This is a genomic window from Streptomyces sp. NPDC030165 (genome assembly GCF_055573595.1).
In genome coordinates this window covers 1-20341 of the sequence record NZ_JBVIBD010000037.1, presented here as the reverse complement: position 1 = coordinate 20341, position 20341 = coordinate 1, and the positions used below count along the sequence as shown (strand labels likewise).

General features: G+C 74.2%; 15 protein-coding genes and 1 pseudogene. 9 read left to right on the top strand and 7 right to left on the bottom strand.

The genetic code is table 11. The features are described from left to right. The first annotated feature begins 14 nt into the window (after positions 1 to 14). Together ACZ4Z1_RS39250 and ACZ4Z1_RS39245 are read left to right on the top strand one after the other, a co-directional pair. On the top strand, positions 15 to 332 hold the full coding sequence (locus tag ACZ4Z1_RS39250; protein WP_468491480.1) for a hypothetical protein: 318 nt from the start codon (positions 15 to 17) through the stop codon (positions 330 to 332). Continuing rightward, the gene (locus ACZ4Z1_RS39245) at positions 326 to 1717 is read left to right on the top strand and encodes a glycosyltransferase (protein WP_468491479.1); all 1392 of its coding nucleotides are present in this window, start codon (positions 326 to 328) and stop codon (positions 1715 to 1717) included. The genes ACZ4Z1_RS39250 and ACZ4Z1_RS39245 overlap by 7 nt, the downstream gene beginning before the upstream one ends. On the opposite strand, the gene ACZ4Z1_RS39240 is transcribed toward ACZ4Z1_RS39245, so the two are convergent. Continuing rightward, the gene (locus tag ACZ4Z1_RS39240) at positions 1702 to 2130 is read right to left on the bottom strand and encodes a DUF3224 domain-containing protein (protein WP_468491478.1); all 429 of its coding nucleotides are present in this window, start codon (positions 2128 to 2130) and stop codon (positions 1702 to 1704) included. The genes ACZ4Z1_RS39245 and ACZ4Z1_RS39240 overlap by 16 nt on opposite strands. Before the next feature lie 113 nt (positions 2131 to 2243). Here ACZ4Z1_RS39240 and ACZ4Z1_RS39235 point away from each other — a divergent pair, with 113 nt between their 5' ends. Beyond that, positions 2244 to 3275 (top strand): helix-turn-helix transcriptional regulator, encoded by a 1032-nt coding sequence (locus tag ACZ4Z1_RS39235; protein ID WP_468491477.1) that lies wholly within the window; start codon positions 2244 to 2246, stop codon positions 3273 to 3275. A 79-nt stretch (positions 3276 to 3354) separates the two neighbouring features. Here the strand turns inward: ACZ4Z1_RS39235 and ACZ4Z1_RS39230 are convergent, their stop codons facing one another. Both ACZ4Z1_RS39230 and ACZ4Z1_RS39225 read right to left on the bottom strand, forming a co-directional pair. Then, positions 3355 to 7542, bottom strand: coding sequence for an amino acid adenylation domain-containing protein (locus tag ACZ4Z1_RS39230; RefSeq protein ID WP_468491476.1), 4188 nt, complete (start codon positions 7540 to 7542; stop codon positions 3355 to 3357). Positions 7543 to 8086: 544 nt separating this feature from the next. After that, positions 8087 to 9043: a threonine/serine dehydratase gene (locus tag ACZ4Z1_RS39225; RefSeq protein ID WP_468491475.1), complete on the bottom strand. Its 957-nt coding sequence runs from the start codon at positions 9041 to 9043 to the stop codon at positions 8087 to 8089. A 273-nt stretch (positions 9044 to 9316) separates the two neighbouring features. Here ACZ4Z1_RS39225 and ACZ4Z1_RS39220 point away from each other — a divergent pair, with 273 nt between their 5' ends. Next, positions 9317 to 10297, top strand: coding sequence for a hypothetical protein (locus ACZ4Z1_RS39220; protein ID WP_468491474.1), 981 nt, complete (start codon positions 9317 to 9319; stop codon positions 10295 to 10297). 50 nt (positions 10298 to 10347) lie between these two features. On the opposite strand, the gene ACZ4Z1_RS39215 is transcribed toward ACZ4Z1_RS39220, so the two are convergent. Together ACZ4Z1_RS39215 and ACZ4Z1_RS39210 are read right to left on the bottom strand one after the other, a co-directional pair. After that, on the bottom strand, positions 10348 to 10995 hold the full coding sequence (locus ACZ4Z1_RS39215; RefSeq protein ID WP_468491473.1) for a hypothetical protein: 648 nt from the start codon (positions 10993 to 10995) through the stop codon (positions 10348 to 10350). Positions 10996 to 11131: 136 nt separating this feature from the next. Beyond that, positions 11132 to 11998, bottom strand: coding sequence for a helix-turn-helix domain-containing protein (locus ACZ4Z1_RS39210; RefSeq protein ID WP_468491472.1), 867 nt, complete (start codon positions 11996 to 11998; stop codon positions 11132 to 11134). 591 nt (positions 11999 to 12589) lie between these two features. On the opposite strand from ACZ4Z1_RS39210, the gene ACZ4Z1_RS39205 reads away from it, so the two are divergent. Then, on the top strand, positions 12590 to 12838 hold the full coding sequence (locus tag ACZ4Z1_RS39205) for a hypothetical protein (RefSeq protein WP_468491471.1): 249 nt from the start codon (positions 12590 to 12592) through the stop codon (positions 12836 to 12838). A gap of 192 nt (positions 12839 to 13030) precedes the next feature. Further along, positions 13031 to 14842 carry an ABC-ATPase domain-containing protein gene (locus ACZ4Z1_RS39200; protein ID WP_468491470.1) on the top strand — a complete coding sequence of 604 codons (1812 nt, stop codon included), beginning with the start codon at positions 13031 to 13033 and terminating at the stop codon, positions 14840 to 14842. A 53-nt stretch (positions 14843 to 14895) separates the two neighbouring features. On the opposite strand, the pseudogene ACZ4Z1_RS39195 reads toward ACZ4Z1_RS39200, so the two are convergent. Together ACZ4Z1_RS39195 and ACZ4Z1_RS39190 are read right to left on the bottom strand one after the other, a co-directional pair. Then, positions 14896 to 14964 (bottom strand): annotated as a pseudogene (locus ACZ4Z1_RS39195) (hypothetical protein); the annotation flags it as partial. Between the two features lie 124 nt (positions 14965 to 15088). After that, positions 15089 to 16540 carry an amidohydrolase family protein gene (locus ACZ4Z1_RS39190; RefSeq protein WP_468491500.1) on the bottom strand — a complete coding sequence of 484 codons (1452 nt, stop codon included), beginning with the start codon at positions 16538 to 16540 and terminating at the stop codon, positions 15089 to 15091. Positions 16541 to 16982: 442 nt separating this feature from the next. Between ACZ4Z1_RS39190 and ACZ4Z1_RS39185 the strand changes: the two genes are divergently transcribed. From ACZ4Z1_RS39185 to ACZ4Z1_RS39175, 3 genes are all read left to right on the top strand, one after another. Beyond that, a complete protein-coding gene (locus tag ACZ4Z1_RS39185; protein ID WP_468491469.1) occupies positions 16983 to 17939 on the top strand; it encodes a GntR family transcriptional regulator in 957 nt (318 codons plus the stop codon). Then, the gene (locus ACZ4Z1_RS39180) at positions 17936 to 19489 is read left to right on the top strand and encodes an MFS transporter (protein WP_468491468.1); all 1554 of its coding nucleotides are present in this window, start codon (positions 17936 to 17938) and stop codon (positions 19487 to 19489) included. The genes ACZ4Z1_RS39185 and ACZ4Z1_RS39180 overlap by 4 nt, the downstream gene beginning before the upstream one ends. Positions 19490 to 19559: 70 nt before the next feature. Then, positions 19560 to 20183: a GNAT family N-acetyltransferase gene (locus ACZ4Z1_RS39175; RefSeq protein ID WP_468491467.1), complete on the top strand. Its 624-nt coding sequence runs from the start codon at positions 19560 to 19562 to the stop codon at positions 20181 to 20183. Positions 20184 to 20341: the final 158 nt, after the last annotated feature.

Genomic DNA, 20341 nt, shown 5'->3' with positions numbered 1-20341 from the left:
GGTGCCCCCGCGCCATGTACACCGGAATCACCTGGCCGGCGGCGGGCGGTGTCGCGGCGGTACGCGCCGGGCGCGGCGGCGCACTCGCGGCGGCGATCGGAGCGGCGGTGGTGCCCGCCGGGTTCGTGCTGGGGCGGGAGATCCAGCGCCGGCTGGACCGCAGACGGCGGGCGGTTCCGGCCCGTACACCGGTACGGCCCCTCGCGCCCGCCCCGCCGAAGAGCCCTGGCACCCGTCCCGCCGCGCCCCGCCGCCCCTGCCCGGCCACCGCCGCGGCGGCCGGACCGCCCGCCGTGCCGTCCCGCCGCCACCGACCAGGAGACCCATGCTGAAACACCGGCTCGTCAAGGCCGCCGACGCGGTCGGCCACACGGTCATCGCCATGTCGGCGGGCTACCTGGCCGTCGCCATGGGCGCGGGCCTGTTCGAACTCCGCCGCCAGCGAGCGCGGTTACGGGTCCAGGGCGACACGGCGTACGGCAGCCCCCACCGCGGCCGCCGGGACCACCGCCACCTGTACGCCCTGATCCCGTGCCTCGACGAGGAGTCGGTGATCGGCACGACGGTCGACGGGCTGCTCGGCCCGCGTACCACGGTCGTGGTGATCGACGACGGGTCCGACGACGGTACGGGCCGCGTCGCAGAGCGGGCGGGCGAGGCGGCGCGGGCCCGCGGGCGCGAGGGCGAGGTGACGGTGTTGCGCCGGGAGCTGCCGGACGCCCGCCAGGGCAAGGGCGAGGCCCTCAACCACGGCATCGCGCGGGTACGGGAACAGGTCGCGGCGCGCGGCCAGGACCCGGCCGAGGTGGTGGTGTGCGTCATGGACGCGGACGGCCGGCTCTCCGAACGGGCCCTGGCCCGGGTGCTGCCGCTGTTCGACGACCCCAGGACGGGCGGCGTCCAGCTCGGCGTCCGCATCCGCAACCGCCGCACCAACTTCCTCACCTGGTTCCAGGACTACCAGTTCTGGGCGATGGCCGCCGTCACCCAGTTCGGCCGGAACGTCACCGCCACCGTCAGCCTCGGCGGCAACGGCCAGTTCACCCGGCTCTCCGCGTTGGACGGGCTGGGCACCCGGCCGTGGTCGCGGTCGTTGACGGAGGACCTGGACCTGGCGATCAGCCTGGCGGTACGCGGCTGGCGGCTGCGTACCACCGCCCACGCCTCCGTCGACCAGCAGGGCGTCAGCGAGCTGCGCCGGCTGGTCCGGCAGCGCACGCGCTGGTACCAGGGCCACATGACGGCCGGCCGGCGGATGGGCGAGATCTGGCGGGCGCCCCGGCTGGGGCACCTGGCCGCGCTGGAGATGTTCGCGTACCTGCTGGTGCCGTGGGTGCTGGACCTGCCCTGGTCGCTGCTGTTCCAGTACTGCCTGATCTGGTTCCTGCGCAGCCCCAACGTCCTGGTGCTGCGCGGCCGCCCGGCCGCCGCGCTCGACGGGACCCGGCTGCGGTGGCCGGTCAATCTGCTCGCCTGGTACCTGCTCACCTTCGCGCCCGCCCTCGTCACGTCCTGGGCTTATCTGCGCCGGGACCGGTCGGTGGGCGTGGCCCGGGCCCTGCTGCTCGGCCACTCCTTCGTCGTCATGAACTACCTGTCGTTCCTGTGCGCCTGGAGCGCGCTGTTCCGGATGCTGCGCGGGCAGACGGGGTGGACCAAGACGGCGCGGGAGGCGGAGGCCGGGCCGGGACCGGACGCGGCTCAGCCGAAGTCGTGATCGAAGGTGTACGGGACGGACGGGCTGCCGTGCTCGGCCGTGAACCCGCCCGTGCCGCGCAGCCCGGTCAGCTCGCCGGTGGCCGAGCCCGGTACGACCTCGAAGGCGCACCGCACGCTCCCCCGGTCGTCGAACGAGCCGCGCTCCTCGACGACGAACGTGCCCCGGCGCCCGTCCACGCTGCCCTCCAGCAGTTCCATGCCGGTGAACGTGCCGGTCGTCTCGGTGGCATAGACGATCGTGTACTCGCAGATCGTGTGCGCTGCCTCGATGCCACCGGAGAAGGCATTGGTGACGGTGGCGTGCGCGAGGCGCGGGTACGCGCCGTCCCGGCCGAGCGCGCGTTCCTCCCAGTTGGCGTATGTGAAGTGCCCGGTGATGCGGGTACGTTCGGTGCCGGTCCGTGCGGCCATGGTGATCCTCTCGTCCGGCCGCGCGGTACGGTCCGCGCGGCGTGACCACAGCCTGACCGCCGTACCTGACACCTCCTGTCAGGTACGGCCGGACACCGCACGACAATGACCGCATGCGTGCCGACCGCCTGCTCTCCCTCCTGCTGCTGCTCCAGAACCGCGGCCGGATGACCGCCGCCGAACTGGCCACCGAACTGGAGGTGTCCCTGCGCACGGTCTACCGCGACGTCGAAGCACTGGGCGCCGCGGGCGTCCCGGTCCGCTCCGAACGCGGCCCGGACGGCGGCTATTCGCTCATGGACGGCTACCGCACCCGGCTGACCGGCCTGAACGACGCCGAAGCGGAGTCGCTGTTCCTGGCCGGTGTGCCGGGAGCCGCGCGGGAACTGGGCCTGGGCGCGGTGCTGGCGACGGCCCAGCTCAAACTCCAGGCCGCACTGCCGCCCGGCCTGGCCGACCGCGCCCGGCGCCTCCAGGACCGCTTCCACCTGGACGCCGCCGCCTGGTTCCGGCATGCCGACCCGGTCCCCCACCTGGCGGCCGTGGCGCGTGCCGTCTGGGAGCAGCGGACGCTGCGCGTCCACTACCGGAGGTGGGGCGGCGGTGAGGCACACCGGGAGCTGCGCCCGCTCGGCCTCGTCCTGAAGGGCGGCATCTGGTACCTGGTGGCGTGGAGGGACGGCGCCCCGCCGGACGACGGCTTTCCGCCGGGCGCCGCCACGCCGCCGCACGACGACACCGTACCGACCCGCACCTACCGGATCTCGCGCCTCGTGAGCGCCGAGACGACGGACACGGCCTTCGAGCGGCCGGCCGGCTTCGACCTGGCCGCCTGCTGGGCGGAGTCCTCCCGGCGCCTGGAGGCCACACTGCACCGCGGAACAGCACGGTTGCGGATATCACCACGCGCGCAGCGGCTGCTGCCCATGCACTTCGGTACGGCCGGCAGCCAGGCCCTGGAAGGCGCCGGGCCACCGGACCACGAGGGCTGGGTACTGGTGGACCTCCCGGTCGAGACCCCGGCCGTCGCGGTCGGCGACCTCCTCCGCCTGGGCACGGAGGCCGAGGTACTCGGCCCGCCCGAACTCCGCGCCGCCGTCGCCCGCACGGCGGCGGAACTGGCGGAACGGTACGCGGCGACATGAACTTGCCCCGGACCGGCGTCGCGCACGGACCTGCTCGAACCGGGAGCCGGCGCCCCGCCCACGGGCCGTCTCCCCCGCCTCACCCGCGCCGCCCCGAACCCGGCACCGCCACCGCCGAGTCCAGGTGTGCCGCCACCTCCCGGCCGATGCGGGTCAGCGGGCCCGGCTGGGTCATGGCGTGGTGGGTGCAGGCGATGTCGTGGTTCTCGATGTGGCCGGTGACCAGGTGGCGCCATGCCTCGGCGGTCGGTGTGTGCGCGGGCTTGCCTTCCGTGGCGTGGAAGTACAGCAGGTCGCCGTCGAAGATGCCTTCGGAGAAGGTGGGCAGCAGCTTCACCGAGTTGGTGAACACCTCGGTGACGGCGGTGAGCCGGTCCTCGCCGAGCGCGGGGTGCTGCTTCAGCGAGTCGAGCAGTTCCTCCCCGCCGCCCTGCCCGCGCAGCACCGCCGCCACGCCCGGGACGGTCAGCGGCCGCTCGAAGGTGTCCGGATCGTGGCCCGCCGCCTCCAGGAGCAGGGCCAGGATGTCGTGCTCCGTCACGGCGGAATCCGTCGTTCCGTGCGGGTCGATGGGGCGCGAGTCGAGCATGGCCAGCAGCGCCACCCGCTCCCCCCTGGCCTGGAGCCGGACCGCGATGGCATGGGCGAGCGCGCCGCCGAGCGACCAGCCCAGGAGGTGGTACGGCCCGGCGGGCTGGACGGCGCGGATCTGCCCGACGTAATCGGCGACCATCTCCTCGAAGGTGGCGGGCAGCGCCGCGCGCCGCTCCAGACCGCCGGCCTGGAGTCCGTACACCGGGACATCCGGGTCCAGGTGTCGCAGCAGACCGGCGTAGCACCAGCTCAGGCCACCGGAGGGGTGGACGCAGAACAACGGGGACCGGCTCCCCCGGGTGCGCAGCGGCAGCAGCGCCTCGAAGCCGTCCGATCCGCCGCCGGTCCGCAGCACCTTGACGAGGTCGGCGACGGTGGGTGCTTCGAACAGCGCGCGGATGGACAGTTCGGTGCCCAGGGCGGAGCGGATACGGCTGATGAGTTTGGCCGCCAGCAGGGAGTGCCCGCCGAGCGCGAAGAAGTCGTCGTCCACGTCGACCTGCCGTACGCCGAGCACCTCGGCGAACAAGGTGCACAGCACCTTCTCCTGCGGGCTCCGCGGCTGCCGCCCGTTGCAGGCGGCGGGCGCCTCCGGGGCGGGCAGGGCGGCGCGGTCCAGCTTGCCGCTGGAGGTCAGCGGCAGGTGGTCCAGGAGGACGAAGGCGCTGGGGACCATGTATTCGGGCAGGCGCGCGGCGGCCCAGGCGCGCAGGGTGTCCGCGTCGGCCGGCGCGGACAGGGCGGTGCGGTCGGAGCCGGAGCGGCGGGCGGCGGGGACACGGCCGACCGCTCCACCGCTCGCGACGGGCACGACGTACGCGGCCAGGCGCCGGTCGCCGGGCGTGTCCTCCCGTACGGTGACCACCGCGTGGGCGACCCCCGGGTGGCGGGCCAGTGCCGTCTCGACCTCGCCGGGCTCGATGCGGAAACCGCGTACCTTGACCTGCCCGTCGGCACGGCCGAGGTATTCGAGGATGCCGTCGGGCGTCCAGCGGGCCCGGTCACCGGTGCGGTACATGCGTGAGCCGGGCGCGCCGCACGTACAGGGCACTCCGGGGTCGCCGCAGGTGCCGGCCGCCGACCCGCTGCCCGCGTGGGCGAACGGGTTGGCGACGAACCGCTCCGCGGTCAGCGCGGGCCGGCGGAGGTAGCCGCGGGCGATCTGGTCGCCGGCCAGGTACAGCTCCCCCGGCACGCCGGCCGGCACGGGGTTGAGCGCGGCGTCGAGCACGTACGCCTGCACGTTGCGTCCGGGGCGTCCGATGACGGGCTGTTCCCCCTGGTCGGCGATGCGGCAGTACACGGCGTCGACGGTGCACTCGGTCGGCCCGTAATAGTTGTACGCGGTGGTGCCGGGCAGGGCGCGCAGCGTCTCCCACAGGGCGGCGTCGACGGCCTCGCCGCCCACCATGAGGATGCGGGGCCGGTGCCGTTCGCCGGTGAACAGTCCGGCGGCGAGCAGCTGGTGCAGGTAGGTGGGGGTGAGGTCCAGGAAGTCGATGCGCCGGTCGGCGATGTAGTCGACCAGGGCGGGCGGGTCGAGCCGTACGGCGTCCTCGACGAGGTGGAGTTCGTGGCCGGCGGCCAGGAACAGCGGGCCCTCCCAGGCGGTGTCGAAGGAGAACGCGGCGGTCAGCGCGGTCCGCAGGCGGCGCCGGGCCGCGGCCGTCTCCGGGTCGATCAGTTCGGCCTTGTGGTCGAAGAACAGGTTCGTCAGCTGGCGGTGTTCGACGACGACGCCCTTGGGCTGCCCGGTGGAGCCGGAGGTGTAGCTCACATATGCCGGGTGGCCCGGCGCCAGCGGGGCCCGCCGGTCGGCGTCCGTGGGGTCGGTGTCCGGGCGCAGCTCCAGCTCCCGGACGGCGGCCGGGTCGTCGAGGCACAGCGTGGCGGCGGTGCCGGGCAGCCGCCCGGCGGCCGCCGTGGTGAGGACGCAGACCGGGCGGGTGTCGGCGAGCAGGAAGCGGATCCGCTCGGCGGGCAGTTCCGGATCGACCGGTACGTACGCGGCGCCCGTCTTGAGGACCGCCAGCAGGCCCGCGAGGTGGTCGGCGGTGCGCGGCAGGGCCAGTGCCACGTACGCCTCGGGCCCGGCGCCGCGTTCGATCAGCGCGTGCGCGAGCCGGTTGGCGCGGGAGTTGAGCGCAGCGTACGACAGGGTGGTGGCGCCGCAGACGAGGGCGGTGGCGGTGGGCGTGCGGTGGGCCTGTTCCTCGAAGAGCGCGGGCAGGGTCGTGACCGGCACGGAACGGGCGGTGTCGTTCCACCCGGTCGTCACCCGGCGGCGCTCGGCGGCGGGCAGCAGGTCGATGCCGCCGACGGGCTGTTCGGGGTCGATGCCGGCCAGCGCGTCCAGCAGGGCCAGGAAGCGGCGCTGGTGGGCGGCGGTGGTCGCGGCGTCGTACAGGTCCGGGTCGGCCTGGAAGTCGATGCGCAGGCAGCCGTCGTCGGTCCGCTCGTAGACGTTGACGCCGAGGCCGGTGACCGGGCCGTTGGAGAGGTTGTGCAGGGTGGCCGGGTGCCGTCCGAAGCTCAGCTCCGGGTCGTAGCTCATGATGTTGATGCCCCAGTCGCCGAGGTGGCCGCCGGTGTGCGCGGCGCCCAGCTCCTGGACGAGGTACGGCGACGGGTAGCGCTGGTGGCGCAGCAGCCCGCGGGCCCGCTCGGAGGTGTGCCGCACCAGCTCGCGTACGGTCGTGTACGGGCCCAGTTCGACCTGGAGCGGCAGCACGTTGGCGACCATGGACGGCGCGCTGCGCGGTACGGCGCCGACGCGGCCGGTCACGGTCAGGTCCAGCGTCACCTCGGCGGACCCGCTCATCCGGTGCACGTACAGCGCGAGCGCGGCCATCGCCACCACGGGCAGCCCCGACCGGGTCTGCCGGGCCAGGGAGCGCAGCCGGTCGGCGGCGGGCGCGGGCAGGTGGCCGGTCTCGCGGACGAAGCGGTGCGGGACGGTGGCCAGCCGGCCGGCGAGACCGCTGTCGCTGGTCCGGCCGGCGAACCGCTCGGCCCAGAAGGCCCGGTCGCGGGTGAACCGTTCGGAGGCGTGGTACCCGGCCTCGTCGGCCAGCAGCTCCTCCAGCGTCCCCAGCCGGCTGGGCGGGCACTCCTCGCCCGCCTCCAGAGCGGTGTAGATCTCGGCGACGCGCTGGATCAGGAGCGAGAAGCCGTACCCGTCCAGGACGATGTGGTGCAGCGCCATGTACAGCACACAGTGGTCGTCGGGCAGCAGCAGTACGGCGAAGCTGAACAGCGGGGAGCGGCGCAGGTCGACGGGCCGGCGCAGCTCGGCCCACATCCATTCCTTCGCGCGGGCCCACGGGTCGGGCGGCGGGACCACCAGGGCCGGTCCGGGCGGCGGGCCGGCGGCGTGGTCCGCCGCGCCCCGCAGGTCGACGACGGGCAGCGGCCAGTCGTCCGCGAGGTCGGGCACCTGCCAGACGCCGCCCTCTTCGTCGGTCTCGAACCGGACGCGTACGGCGTCGATGCCGGCCACGGCGTGGCGCACCGCGGCGTCCAGCACGGCCAGGTCGACCGGGCCGTGGATGTCCACGTACTCCGCGGCACGGTAGATCGGGTTCTCCGCGTCCAGCTGCTGGGAGAACCACATCCCCGTCTGCGCGACGGTCAGCGGCAATCGGCGACCGCGGTGGCCTGGCTTCCTGTTCATGCTTGCCGTCTCCTGACGAAGGTGCTGGTGTACAACGGCGACCGGGCCGTGGCGGGGCCGTGCGACCGGCCGCGACTCACGCGCCGTAAGAGCCTGTGTCATGCCCCCGGCCGGGCCGGCCTCCCCCGGCTACCGCCGGAAGGTGCCGCCAGGCACGCACGCTCGCTGTGTTGCCAAAACGCCCGCGCAGCTCCTCCCCAAGGCCTTGAAGCCAGGGGGAACCCCACGAGGGCGCTCCGGCGCCTTGCAATCGCACGCACCGGACGACGTGCGCTGATCCGGCCGGAGTGATGACACAGGCTCTGAAGGGCCAACGAGCACCACGCGACGGGTGTATCGGTTCGTCGGCAAATCTCTTTGGACAGGTGTACGGAGACGGGGGCGGCCGATGGTCCGCGGGCCGCCCGGGAAGCCGTTGACGCGCAGCTCACGGGCGGAACAACGAGGGCGGCGCCGGGCGGTTCCGGGGACCGGGCGGCTCCCCTGAGACCGGCCCGGCGGTCATGCGTCCGTCGAATGCCTGCGCCAGAGCGGGCCGCCGGGGTCACCCACCGGGGCGTACGAGGTCCGACGGGTCGGTGTTGGCGCCGCACACCACGACGCACACCCGCTCCCCCGGCGCGGGCCGGTACGCCCCGGCCCGCAGGGCGGCGAAGGCGGCCGCCGTGCCGTGCTCGACCGCCAGCCTGCGGTCGTCCCACAGGCTCTGCCGCGCGGCCAGGATCGCCTCGTCCGGGACCAGGACCGAGACCGCCCCGGCCCGCCGCGCCCAGTGCAGCGCCATGTCGCTGACGCGGCGCGCGCCCAGCGAGTCGGCGGCGACGGAGTCCACCGTGACGTCGACGGCCCGGCCCGCCTCGACCGCCGCGTTCAGCGCCCGGCAGTTCTCCGGCTCGACGGCCACGACCCGTACGCCGTGGTGGTGCGCGGCCGCGGCGACACCGCTGAACAGGCCACCGCCGCCGACCGCGACCACGACCGTGTCCAGGCCGGGCAGCGCGGTGCGGATCTCCTCCAGCAGGGTGCCGGCGCCGGCCGCGATCAGCGGGTGGTCGTACGCGTGCGCCTCCAACGCCCCGGTCCGCGCGACGTGTTCCCGGGCCGCCTCCAGCGCGGCGGCGTACTCGGGGCCCACCTGGCGCACGTCGGCGCCGAGCAGGCGCAGCCGGGCGACCTTGACCGGCGGCGCGGTCTCCGGCAGGAACACCGTCGCCCGGATGCCGTGCCGGCCCGCGGCCCAGGCGCAGGCCAGCCCGGCGTTGCCCCCGGAGGCGATGACCACCCCGGCCTCGGGCAGGGTGCCCGTCTCGCGGTGCGCGGCGATGAAGTTCGCCGCGCCGCGGGCCTTGAAGGATCCGGTGTGCTGGGTGAACTCGTAGGCGAACCAGCCCTCGCCGGCGCCGAACGCCTCCGGGTCGGCCGGCGCGACGGTGACCGGGCGCACGTCCCCGGCGATCCGGTCGGCCGCCGCCTTCACGTCCTGGTAGCTGATGCTGCTCATCGCGGACCACTCTCCCGGGGTCGTAACGTCGGACGTCGTGTCACGTGCCGTCCGGCACGGGGCGGCGGGGCCGCTCTCCCGGCCGGGCGGCACCAGTTGATCACGTACGGCCTCCCGGGTGCCCGCCCTCCCCACTCCGGCAGGGGCGAAAGTCCCGCGCCACCAGGACTTTCCGCCCTTGGCGCACAGGGCCGCCCAGCGAAATGATCTTGGTATGCCGAGCCGGCGGCGCGTCCGAGCCGCCGGCCGACCGAAGGAAAGTACCCGCACGTCATGACATTACGTACGCCGGCCATGGTCGCCTCCGGTGCCGCGGTGACCCTCTGTTTGGGCCTGCTCCAGGCACCCGCCGCCCAGGCCGCCGGCCGGCCGCAGCCGTCCGGCGCCCGGGCACTGGACAACGTGCTGTGCATCTACAGCACCGAGATCACCGACCGCACCACCGGCGGCTACGTCTGGGACATCGGCAAGCGGGCCCACGCGCTGTGGAAGAGCGACGACTTCCGGAAGAAGTACGGGAAGCTGTCCTACGCCGAGCAGACGAACAAGCTGCTGTATGAACTGAACGTGAGCCGGCACGTGTTCGGCCACAGCTGGCTCGTGCACTTCAACACCGGCGGAAAGCTGCACCGCAAGCTCGACAACGGCGAAGAGGCCCGGTACGACACGTACTCCTTCCAGCCGGACGACCCGGACGGCACCAACGGCGACGGATCACCGGTCGACGGCATGTCCGTCAACTACACCGGCTACGACATCAACGTCCCCGGCAAGCCACTGGTCGAGTGGGACCGGCCGAGCCGCAAGCAGGACCAGGGCCAGGCGTACTCCCCACGCGCCGCGCGCTGCACGGCACTGACCGGCGCACAGCAGAGCAACTTCGAGCAGGAGATCCGGCGCCGCGCCGAACTCGACGAAAAGTACACGCTCCTGCCCAGCTGGAACTACCTCCTGACCGGCGGCTGGGCAGGCACGTCCGCCAGGAACTGCACCACGTTCGCCCTCCAGGTCTGGGACGCGACGATGAAGGACACCCCGTCCGAACGCATCGACGCACCCGGCGGCTACCCCGCGGCGGACATCGACAAGCTGGGCGGCAAGGTCCCCGCGGACCTGACGCAGAGCGAGTTCTCGGCGTGGATTCCCGCCCTCGCCGGCAAGTGGATCCGCGAGAAGAACGGCGGCCACAACGAGAACACGCAGGTGCCACGCTTCGCCGACGACGCGATCGCGCCGACCGCCGGCGCGCGGTAGGACGGAGAACGGAGAGCACCGCAACGGGCGGTACGGACGGCCACCGGCGTTCAGGTGTCCGCCCCGTCCGTCCCGTTCGTGCTGTCCGTCCTGTCCGCCCCGTCCGTCCCGTTCGTGCTGTCCGCCCTGTCCGCCCCGTCCGTCCCGTTCGTGCTGTCCGTACTGCGCTCCCCCTGGTCGGCGGCGCCCTGGGTCACGCTCGCGTCCCGGCGCGCCTGCCGTACCGAGGCGGCCACCTCCATGTCGATGGCCCGCTGTTCGTTCTCCTCGCGCGCTTCCGTGCGGTGCAGGGTGGCACCGGCCCGCTCAAGCTGGTCCTTGCTGGCCGCGATCAGGTCCTTTGCCCGGTCGATGGCCTCGGAGCAGCGCTGCCGATGGCCGGCGGTGCTCTCTCCCGCGGCACGGGACCGCCGGTCCGCCCGCTGCTCCTGCGAGTCGAGAGCGGCCTGACGCCGGTCGGCGGCTCTCTCCCGTTCGTCCGCACAACCGTCCCGCAGATCGGCCGCGTCCTCCCGCGTGTCCGCGAGGTGTTCCCGCCGGTCGGCGGCCTCGTCACGCCGGTCCGCCAGCCGGTCCCGCTCGTCGGCGTGGCGTTCGCGCCGGCCCATGGCCTTCTCGCGCTCTTCGAGCTGCCGTTTCCGCTCGGCGGGCTGTTGTGCGGCGGTGTCCGGCAGGCCCTCCGAAGACTCGTTGCTCACAGGTGCAGTATGCGCCGCGGCGCCCCGCCGTGCAGCGACGGTGCGTCGGCCGTGTGCACGGACCGGCCGAGCCGAGGGCTCCGGAGCGGGACGTCTCGCCGCTCCAGGCTCCGCGCGCCGGCCCACGCCGGCTGCCTCAGCCTTCCGTGGCGTCCAGGTAGGCGCCCAGCGGCTGGAGCGGTGTCCACAATTGCTCGAAGTAGGCAGCAAAATACGACATGTAGGTCGGGTCCTGCACGCTGAAGCCGTTCAGTTTCTGGCGGGCGCCGCCGGAGAAGGCCAGGAAGACGGTGCTGTCGTCGATCAGCGCCATGTTCAGGCCGTCGGCCGCCGCCGTCCAGCGCAGGACACTCGCCTCGTAGTTGAGGAGGTGGCCGGTCTCCTCGCGGTGCCGCCGGGCCCAGACGAGGACGTCCCGGTCGGGTACGCCGTCGGTCTCGGGGACACCGATGATGCGGCGGACGCTGCGCTGGTCGTCGGTGTCCTCGCGCGCCCAGGCCAGGATGGCCGCGAAGTAGTCGGCGGAGGCCTTGGTCGTGTACTGGTCGGGCGGGTAGCGGCGGGTGTACGTCACCCTGATCTCCGACCGGGCCGCCCGGACGCACCGGGCCGCCGCGGTGTAGAACTCGGGGTTGCTGCGGTACCAGGTCGCGGCGAGCAGCGCGTCACCGCCGACGTCCGGCAACGCCGCGGGACGCGCGGCCCCGTCCCCGCCCCCGGCCGGCCCCCTGCGCAGCGCGTCGAGGCGGCGCTTGGCGTCCCGCCAGCGGTCCAGCCAGTCCGCCGGCTCGGCCCCGCACGCGGTGACGAAGGCCGAGGTCAGCTCCCAGCTCGGGAAGCGGCGCCCGTTGAGCATCGCCGACACCGAGCTGCGCCCGCACTTCATCTGCAGGGCGAGGCTGGCCTCCGTCGGTTCGAAGCACCGCAGCCGCAGTTCGCGCAGCTGCACCGCGAACGCCTCCACCGGCTCGGGCACGGGCGAGGACACGGGCCGTTCGGTCAATGGATCATCATCCCCCGGGTGCGCGACGGCGAAGGTGCCACAGAAGTTCCGTGCCTGCCCGTCATTGTCCGCCTGTGCCACCGGTGTTCGCCAGTGCTCGCCCTCGCCGTCGTGGTGCTCAGGAATGCCTGCGCCCGTCTCCGGGCCATTGGCCCAGGTGAGCGCGGGGCCGACACTTCCGGTGTACGGGCTGCGCGGCTCCGCGCGGCGAGCACCGTGGGAAGGAGCACCCCGTGTGACCTGACCGGCCGTCACGACCGACCACCACGACCCGGCGGACGGAGCTTCCGTACCGCCACCGGCAAAAGAAAAGGCCGCCCCCTGGTGCTTCTGGCGGGAAGCAGGGAACGGCCTTCTGCCGAACTCACGAGACCCCGTGTTCTTCCACCCACTAGGAGACCTCATGTTCGTCGACTGCAGGATAGCCCTTCGCTGTACGGGCATCGCCTTCGTGGCGGTGCTCATCGTAGGTGTCACCCTGGTGACACCCTCCCCCGCCGTCCTCCCCGCCCCGCAGGACACCCTCTGGGTCCTGCTCCTGGCGTCGGCGCTCACGCCGGCCGCCGTACGGAGTGGATCGGGGCGGGGACGGTGAGCGGATCGCCGAAGGCGGCGTGCGACCGGTGCGGGGCTCCGGAGCCGCGCGCCTTCACCACCCCGGTCGTCGACTGCTCCGGCCGGCTGCTGATCGCCACGTCCGTGATCTGCGCGTGTGGCGCCACCACCCTGGTCGGTCTGCGGCCGGTCCGTACGGCGGTCGGGCGGGACGCGGGAGCGGGAACGGAACCGGAGGCGGGAGCGGACGGAACCCGCCAGCTCTTCCCCTTCACCCTGTACTGACGGGTTCGCCGGCGCCGGCGGGTCCGCCCGGCACTGCCGGTCCGGCCCCGTGACCGGCCGCGGACGGTTAGATCCGGCCGCGGCCGGTCACTCGTCCGCGTGCGACGGCGCGGGGCAGGTCTGGGTATCGTCGGCCGTCGGACCGGTGGACCACCGGTGACCGCAAGACGTCACGCGAAAGGTGCAGGCGCTGTGCGACGCCCTCAAGGCCGCGACCACGACCGCGGCCGCGAACACGGCCGGGACCGCGGGCAGGCCCGTGGCCACGGCCGTCCCCAGGACCGGCAGCGGGCCGACCGCCCGCAAGGGACCCGTGACGGTCTGGCCGGGGAGCTGCGCCGGATGGACGGCGCCTCGTACGGCAGGTACAAGGCGCTCCTCGGCTCCTGGTCGATGCCCGGCTTCACCCTGGAGGTGATCCGCGGGCAGTCCGACCCGTACGCGCCGCCCGCGCGGGTGGCCCTGCGCGTACCGGCCGAGGAGGCCGGGTTCCCCGCCGACCTGTGGGAGTCGCCCGTACGGCGGCGGGCGCTGGCGAGTTACCTGGCGCGGCGGGCCGCCGAGGCGGCGGACCACCGGTCGCTGCGGGTGGACGCCGGCGGTCAGGAGGTGCTGGAGCGCAGTTCCTGCCTGGTCGACGCGCGGGACGGCTCGGTGACGCTGCGGCTGGGCGTGGACCTGCCGGGGCACGGCCGCCGCATCGACGGGCACGCGGCGGAGCACGTGCTGTGCGGTCTGCTGCCGAGGGTCGCCGAGCGCGCGCTGCGGTACGCGGCGCTGGACGCCGACGACGTACGGGCCTTCGCGGACACCGTCGAGGACTCGGCCGCGCTGCGCGCCGCGCTGCCCGGTCTCGGCCTGGTCGCGTTCGTGGCCGACGGCGCGGTGCTGCCGCGGCGCAGCGGCGTGGACGACCGCCCGGCGACCGGCGGCGGAGTCGTCCCGTTCGCCTCCCCGGAGGAGCTGCGGGTCTCGGTCGGCCTGCCGCACGCGGGGACGGTCACCGGCATGGGCGTACGCGAGGGCGTCACGCTGATCGTCGGTGGCGGTTTCCACGGCAAGTCGACGCTGCTGCGGGCGCTGGAGACGGGCGTGTGGGACCACGTCCCGGGGGACGGCCGCGAGCAGGTGGTGGCCAGGCCCGACACTGTGAAGATCCGTTCCGAGGACGGCCGCCGGGTCGAGCGGGTGGACGTGCACGCCTTCGTGGACCACCTGCCGAGCGGCGCGGACACCACCGACTTCCGTACGGACAATGCCTCCGGCTCCACCTCGCAGGCCGCCTCCCTGTGCGAGGCCGTCGAGTCGGGCGCGCGGGCCCTGCTCATCGACGAGGACACCGCGGCCACCAACCTGATGATCCGCGACGCGCGGATGCAGGCGCTGGTCGCCAAGGAGCGGGAGCCGCTGACGCCGTTCGTGGACCTCGTCCGCTCCCTGCACCGGGACCACGGGGTCTCGACCGTGCTGGTGATGGGCGGGTCGGGGGACTATATGGAGGTCGCCGACCAGGTGATCATGATGGACGCGTACCTGCCGTCCGACGTCACCGGACGGGCACGCGCGCTGGCGGCGGTACCGACCGGCCGGACCGCCGAGGCGGACTCCTTCCCCGGCGTCGCACACCGCCGCCCCGACCCCGGCTCGCTCGACACGTCCGTACGCGGCCGGTCCCGCATCCGCGCCCGCGGCGACGACGGACTGACCTTCGGCGAGCACGACATCGACCTGCGGGCCGTCGAACAGATCACGGACGCGCGCCAGGTGGTGGGCATCGGCCTGGCCCTCGAACTGATGGTGCGACGCGGGTACGTCGACGGCAAGCGCACCCTGGCCGAGGCCCTCGACCTCCTCGACGGTGACCTGGCGGACGGCGCCCACCAGCTCCTCGCCGTCCGCGACGAGGACTTCGCCCTGCCCCGCCGCCACGAGGTCGCCGCGGCCCTGAACCGGCTGCGCGGCCTGCGGGTCCTGGGGAGGCCGACGGGGGCGGCGGAGGGCTGAGCGGCGCCGGGCGTGATGTCCGCATGCAGCGAGTACAGGCAGTACGGGCGGTGGTCGCGGTAGCTCCCGTTGACCGGCGCCGCGACCGGCCTTGTGCAGTTCTCGCAGGTGAAGCCGGTGATCTCGGTTGATCCGCTGATGATGCCGCTCCTCGGCGGGTCGAAGGGGCATTCAACTCTGAGGCGATGTCCCGTGTGGCCGGCCGTGGTCGGCCGCGGGCCGTTCCGGTGGCGTCACGCGTAACCGCTACGACGCCGGGGGCACCGGTTCGACGCGGCGGATGCGCGCCCTGCGGACGGCCTCGCGTCCCGCCTCGGCGGCCCGCCGTACGAGTGCGGGGCCGTCCCAGTGGGGTGGCCGGCCGTCCCACAGGCGCAGCCGTCCGGCGACGACGACCGCGCGGATCTGGTCGCGGCCCGCGAGCCGTACCAGTTCCCAGCTCAGGTCCCACGACGGTGTCAGTTCCGGTACGTCGAGGTCCACGACGAGGAAGTCCGCCGCCTTGCCGGCCGCGATCTCGCCGGTGACCCGGCCGAGGCCGAGCGCGTCGGCGCCGCGCGAGGTCGCGTGCTCCAGCCACAGCCGTCCGGCGCCGCACACCGCGTCGCCGGTCTGCAGGCCGAACGCCAGGCGCTGCGCGGTTTCCGCGGCGTCCATCAGGCGGAATCCGTCGCCGCGTGTGCCGTCGGTGCCGGTGCCGAAGCGCACGCCCAGGGCGGCCATGGTGCCGGCCTGCGCGACGCCGTTGCCCTTCCACGCGCTGGCGACGGGGTTGTAGCTGACGGCCGTGCCCGTATCGGCGAGCAGGCGCAGTTCACCGGGGGTGAGCAGGGTAGCGTGGGCGCCGAGCGTGTGCGGGCCGAGGGCACCGACGTGGTGGAGGTGTTCGACCGGGCGCCGGCCGACGCTTTTGAGGGAGCGTTCGACGGAGGCGAGGTGTTCGTTGACGTGCACCTGGAAGACGGCGCCCGCTTCGGCGCACAGCCGGGCCGTGCGCCGCAGCACCCCGGCGTCGGCGGCGTCCTCCGGCACGGGTATCGCCAGTGAGGGGTGGACCAGCCGGGACCCGTCCCAGCGGGCGAGGTGCCGTTCGCCGCCCTTCCCGTCCGAGCACACCCGGCCCAGCACGCAGCGGATACCGGCCTCTTGGGTGGCCTGTGCCAGGGCCGCGACATCGACGGGCGCACGGGTCCCGGCGTCGGCGACGGTGGTGAACCCGCCGCGCAGCGCTTCCAGCGCGGCCAGTTTCGCCGCCAGGTAGGCGCTCTCCTCGTCGAGCGCGCGTTCCAGGGGTTCCCAGACCGTCTTGAAGATCTCCGACGGCTGCCCGAACGCCTGCGCCTTGCCGAAACTCTGCGTCAGGTGGTGGTGCGCGTCCACGAAGCCGGGCATGAGCAGCGCGCGGCCGAGGCGTAGCGGCGTCAGGTGGTGGTGGGCGCCGATGAGCTTGCGCGCGGGCCCGACCTCCCTGAAGACGCCGTCGGCGACGCGTACGGCATGGTCCTTGACCGGTCCTGCGGGCAGGAGGAGTACTTCCGGGACGAGGAGGAGCTCGTCGCCGTCGAACTGCTCGGGGTGGAGCGCGGATGCGGTAGCGGACGCGGGGGCGGTGGCCGGCCCCGGGGCGGCGGCCGACGCGGGGCCCGCTGCCGTGGTCGCCGCCAGCAGGCCGCCTGCCCCGGTCAGCCCGGCGCGCATCAGGAAGGCCCGGCGGCCCGTCCCCTCCTCTTGGCGCGGCTCCTCCTCCGCGGCGGGCCGGCCGCCGCCCGCCACAAGCTCACCGCCGTCCGCCGCCCGCTCCCCCTCGTCCCCCGACCGTCCGGGCCGTTCCCGCCCTGCCTGGTTCGCCAACGCGCTCTCCTCAGTGGTCGGTTTCCCGCCGCCCTGGACCGGGCGGGCCGACGATAAAGGAGCCCGTAACGCGGAACAACCCTTCCGGCATACGGGAGATGTCTTGGCCGCACCGACGGCCCGCCCCGGGTGGCGGAACCCCCCGGCCCGGTGTGCAAACACCCACGTCCCAGCGTCGCCCCAGGTCAGAGCGGGTGGCGTAACTTCGAAGAAATGTCCGGACCCTAGGTTGGGCGAACGCCCGGCACCGTGTCGCCCGGCGTACCCCGAGCCGAGTTGCGGAGATCCCATGACCGCGTCGTCACCCGACCCGACCGCTCCGGCAGGCCCCCGCGCCCGGTCCCGCGCGGACCGGGCCCGGCAGGTGGCGGAGGTTCTGCGCCGGCAGATCGCCACCGGCGCCTTTCCCGCCGGAGTCCTGCCGGACGAACGCAGCCTGATCGCCGACCACGGCGTCTCGCGGAACACCGTCCGCGAGGCGCTGCGCGTCCTGCGCGACGAGGGCGTGGTGCAGCGGCGGCAGGGTGTGGGAACGGTGGTCCGGCGCCGTACGTACGAGCATTCGCTGGAGCGGCTGACCGGGCTGGCCGAGACCCTGTCGGCGTACGGGCCGGTCAGCAACGAGGTGCGGGTCGCGGACGTGATCCGGCCGCCCCGGGAGGTGGCCCGCAAGCTGTGTGTGCCGGACGGCGGGCAGGTGGTGTACATCGAGCGGCTGCGCCGCCTCGGTGAGGATCCGCTGTCGCTGGACCTGACGTATCTGACCACCGGCATCGGGCGGCCACTGCTGGACGCGGACCTGGCGGGCCGGGACCTGTTCAGCCTGATCGAGGAGTCCGTCGGCGGCCCGCTGGGGTCGGCGAGCGTGACCGTACACGCGGTCAACGCGGACCCCGGCACCTCGGCCCTGCTCGGAACCCCGCCGGGGCAGGCGGTGTTCACGGTCGAGCGGCTGACCCGGCTGCCGGACGGGCGCCCTGTGGACCTGGAGTTCCTACGGATCCGGGGCGACCGGCTGGCATTCCGGGCGGAGCTGGGCCGGGGTTCCGGAGTGACCGGAAGCCCGCCCGGCTGCCGGGGCGCCGCGGCGCCCGGAAGCCCACCCGGCTCTGCGGACACCGGGACGCCGGACGGCCCGTCCGGCTGCCGGGACACCGGAACGCCGGAGAACTCGCCCGGCTCCCGGGACGACGGGCCGCCGGAAAGCCCGCCCGCCGGCCCCGGCCCGACGGAGGACGGCCGATGACCCGCACCCCACCCACCGGAACCGCATCCGCCGGAACCGCTCCCACCGAAACCGCCCCCGCACCGACCCCCGGCCCCACCACCGGCCCGAACCGCATCACCGTCGCGGTGATGTGCCTGTGCGTCACCCTCGTCGTCGGCATGGTCTCCGCCGTCAACCTCGCCATCCCGTCACTGTCCCGCAGCGCGCTGCACCCCTCCGCCGAGGCGGTGGTGTGGGTCGTGGACGGGTACGTGGTGTTCTTCGCCTGCCTGCTCGTCCCGGCGAGCGCACTCGCGGACCGGCTGGGCCGCAAGGGCACGCTGCTCGGCGGAATGGCACTGTTCACAGCGGGGTCGGCGCTGTGTGCCGCCGCGCCCGGCATCGCGGTGGTGATCGCCGGACGGATGCTCAGCGGGGCCGGCGCCGCCGCGGTACTCCCCACCACGCTGGCCCTGCTGGTCGCGGACGCCGCGCCGGAGCGCCGGCCCCGCCTGGTGGCGGTGTGGGCGTCGATGACGGGGCTGGCGGCGGTCCTGGGCAACGTCGGGGGCGGGGCCGCCCTCCAGACCGGTTCCTGGCGGGCGCTGTTCCTGTGCGTCATCCCGCCTGCCCTCCTGGCCCTCGGCCTGATAGCCGTCTGCGCCCCGGTCGCCGTACGCCACGACCGCCCGGTCTCCCCTCTCTCGGCGGCCCTGCTGACGGCCGGCTTCCTGGCTCTGCTGGCGGGCATCGTCTCCGGGCCGGGGTCGGGCTGGCTGGGCGTCCGGACGGCCGGCGGCTTCGCCCTCGCCGCCGTACTGCTGACCTGCTGGGTACGGTACGAACTCCGGCGTCCGCACCCGATGCTGGACCCGCGGCTCTTCGCCCTGCCCGTCGTGCGGGCGGGGGCGCTCGGCCTGGCGCTGGCCTTCGTCGGCATGTTCGGCCTGTTCTACGTCAACGGCCAGTACCTCCAGTACGCACAAGGCCACTCGCCGCTGGGTGCGGGCGTACGTCTGCTGCCGATGGCGGCTGCGCTGCTGCTGGCCCCGCGCTGCGCGGTGGCACTGGAGCGGCTGCTGGGCGGCCGGGCCACCGTCGGTACGGGGCTGCTGGTGCTGGCGGCGGGGCTCGCCACCGTGTCGACGGTGAGCGCGCGCACCCCGTACGTCCTTTACGCCACCGGTGCCACACTGACCGCGGCCGGCTGCGGACTGGCCACGCCCCTGCTCTCGCACGGCATGATGTCGGCGCTGCCACCGGACCGCGCGGGAACCGGCTCCGGACTCCAGAGCCTGGCCCGCGAGTTGGGCAGCGCGCTGGGCATCGCGATCAGCGGCAGCGTCGTCACCGCGCTCTTCACCGCGCACCTGCCTGCGGTGCTGCACGGCCCGCACCCGCCGACGACGGTGGCCGCGGCGGAGCGGCAACCGAGCGTGTCCGGGCCCGTGGGCAGCGGCCTACGGGACGCGGTGCTCGACGCCTTCACCGGATCGCTCGACGTCGCGATGCTCGTACTGGCCGGGGTGGTCGTGGCGGGCGGGGCGCTGGTGATCGCGTGGTACCCGGGAGACCGTACGCGGGCGTGAGCGCGGGCCGGCCGAACGGGCCGGGTGTCTGACCGAACAGTCCCCCTACGGCCTTTGGCATCATCCACCCATGACCTCCCCCGCGTCTCCTCCCCCGCCCTCCCCGATACCTCCCGTCGTGCCCGCCGGCCGGATGCGGGACAGCCAGCAGCCCACTCTCCCGCTCTCCGCGGACGCCGAGTTGCGCCCGTGGCGGCCCGTCGACGCGCCCGTCCTGGTCGCCGCCTGTCAGGACCCGGACATCCAGCAGTGGAACCGGCCCGCGCAGGTCTCGTTGGAGGGCGCGCAGGCCAAGATCGCCCACTGGCACCAGCGGTGGCGCCACGAGCAGGCCGCCCTCTGGGCCGTCGCCGACGCGGCGGGCGGCGAAGCGGTGGGGCTGGCCGGACTCGGGGACATGGACCTCAAGGGCGGCAGCGCGGAGTTCCTCTACTGGCTGCTCCCGGCCGGACGCGGGCGCGGGCTCGCGGTGTCGGCGACCGTACGGATCAGCAGGTGGGCCGTCGAAGACCTCGGCCTGCACCGGCTGCGCCTGTGCCACTCCGTGGCCAACCCGGCGTCCTGCCGGGTGGCGGCCAGGGCGGGCTTCCGGCTCGAAGGCACCCTGCGCAGCGCCCTGCTGCACGCGGACGGCTGGCACGACGAGCACCTGCACGCGCGGATCGCGGGCGACGACTGGCCCCCGGACGCCTGAGCCACCGCCGCGGGCTGCTGATCGGCGGTGGCTCGGGCAGACGTCGTACGGGGCGGGCCGGGCTCAGCCGGTGGGGTGGCCGGAGAGGCGTTCGACGCCGCGCAGGAGGGCGGAGTGGTCCAGGTTGCCGTCGCCCTGGGCGCGCAGGGCGGCGACCA

What these genes read in the sequence shown, in the direction of transcription:
- ACZ4Z1_RS39185 (WP_468491469.1), top strand. Translation starts at nt 16,983, where the DNA reads ATGACCGCGTCGTCACCCGACCCGACCGCTCCGGCAGGCCCCCGCGCC.
- ACZ4Z1_RS39240 (WP_468491478.1), bottom strand. Translation starts at nt 2,130, where the DNA reads ATGGCCGCACGGACCGGCACCGAACGTACCCGCATCACCGGGCACTTC.
- ACZ4Z1_RS39230 (WP_468491476.1), bottom strand. Translation starts at nt 7,542, where the DNA reads ATGAACAGGAAGCCAGGCCACCGCGGTCGCCGATTGCCGCTGACCGTC.
- ACZ4Z1_RS39250 (WP_468491480.1), top strand. Translation starts at nt 15, where the DNA reads ATGTACACCGGAATCACCTGGCCGGCGGCGGGCGGTGTCGCGGCGGTA.
- ACZ4Z1_RS39175 (WP_468491467.1), top strand. Translation starts at nt 19,560, where the DNA reads ATGACCTCCCCCGCGTCTCCTCCCCCGCCCTCCCCGATACCTCCCGTC.
- ACZ4Z1_RS39225 (WP_468491475.1), bottom strand. Translation starts at nt 9,043, where the DNA reads ATGAGCAGCATCAGCTACCAGGACGTGAAGGCGGCGGCCGACCGGATC.
- ACZ4Z1_RS39220 (WP_468491474.1), top strand. Translation starts at nt 9,317, where the DNA reads ATGACATTACGTACGCCGGCCATGGTCGCCTCCGGTGCCGCGGTGACC.
- ACZ4Z1_RS39245 (WP_468491479.1), top strand. Translation starts at nt 326, where the DNA reads ATGCTGAAACACCGGCTCGTCAAGGCCGCCGACGCGGTCGGCCACACG.
- ACZ4Z1_RS39190 (WP_468491500.1), bottom strand. Translation starts at nt 16,540, where the DNA reads ATGCGCGCCGGGCTGACCGGGGCAGGCGGCCTGCTGGCGGCGACCACG.
- ACZ4Z1_RS39180 (WP_468491468.1), top strand. Translation starts at nt 17,936, where the DNA reads ATGACCCGCACCCCACCCACCGGAACCGCATCCGCCGGAACCGCTCCC.
- ACZ4Z1_RS39235 (WP_468491477.1), top strand. Translation starts at nt 2,244, where the DNA reads ATGCGTGCCGACCGCCTGCTCTCCCTCCTGCTGCTGCTCCAGAACCGC.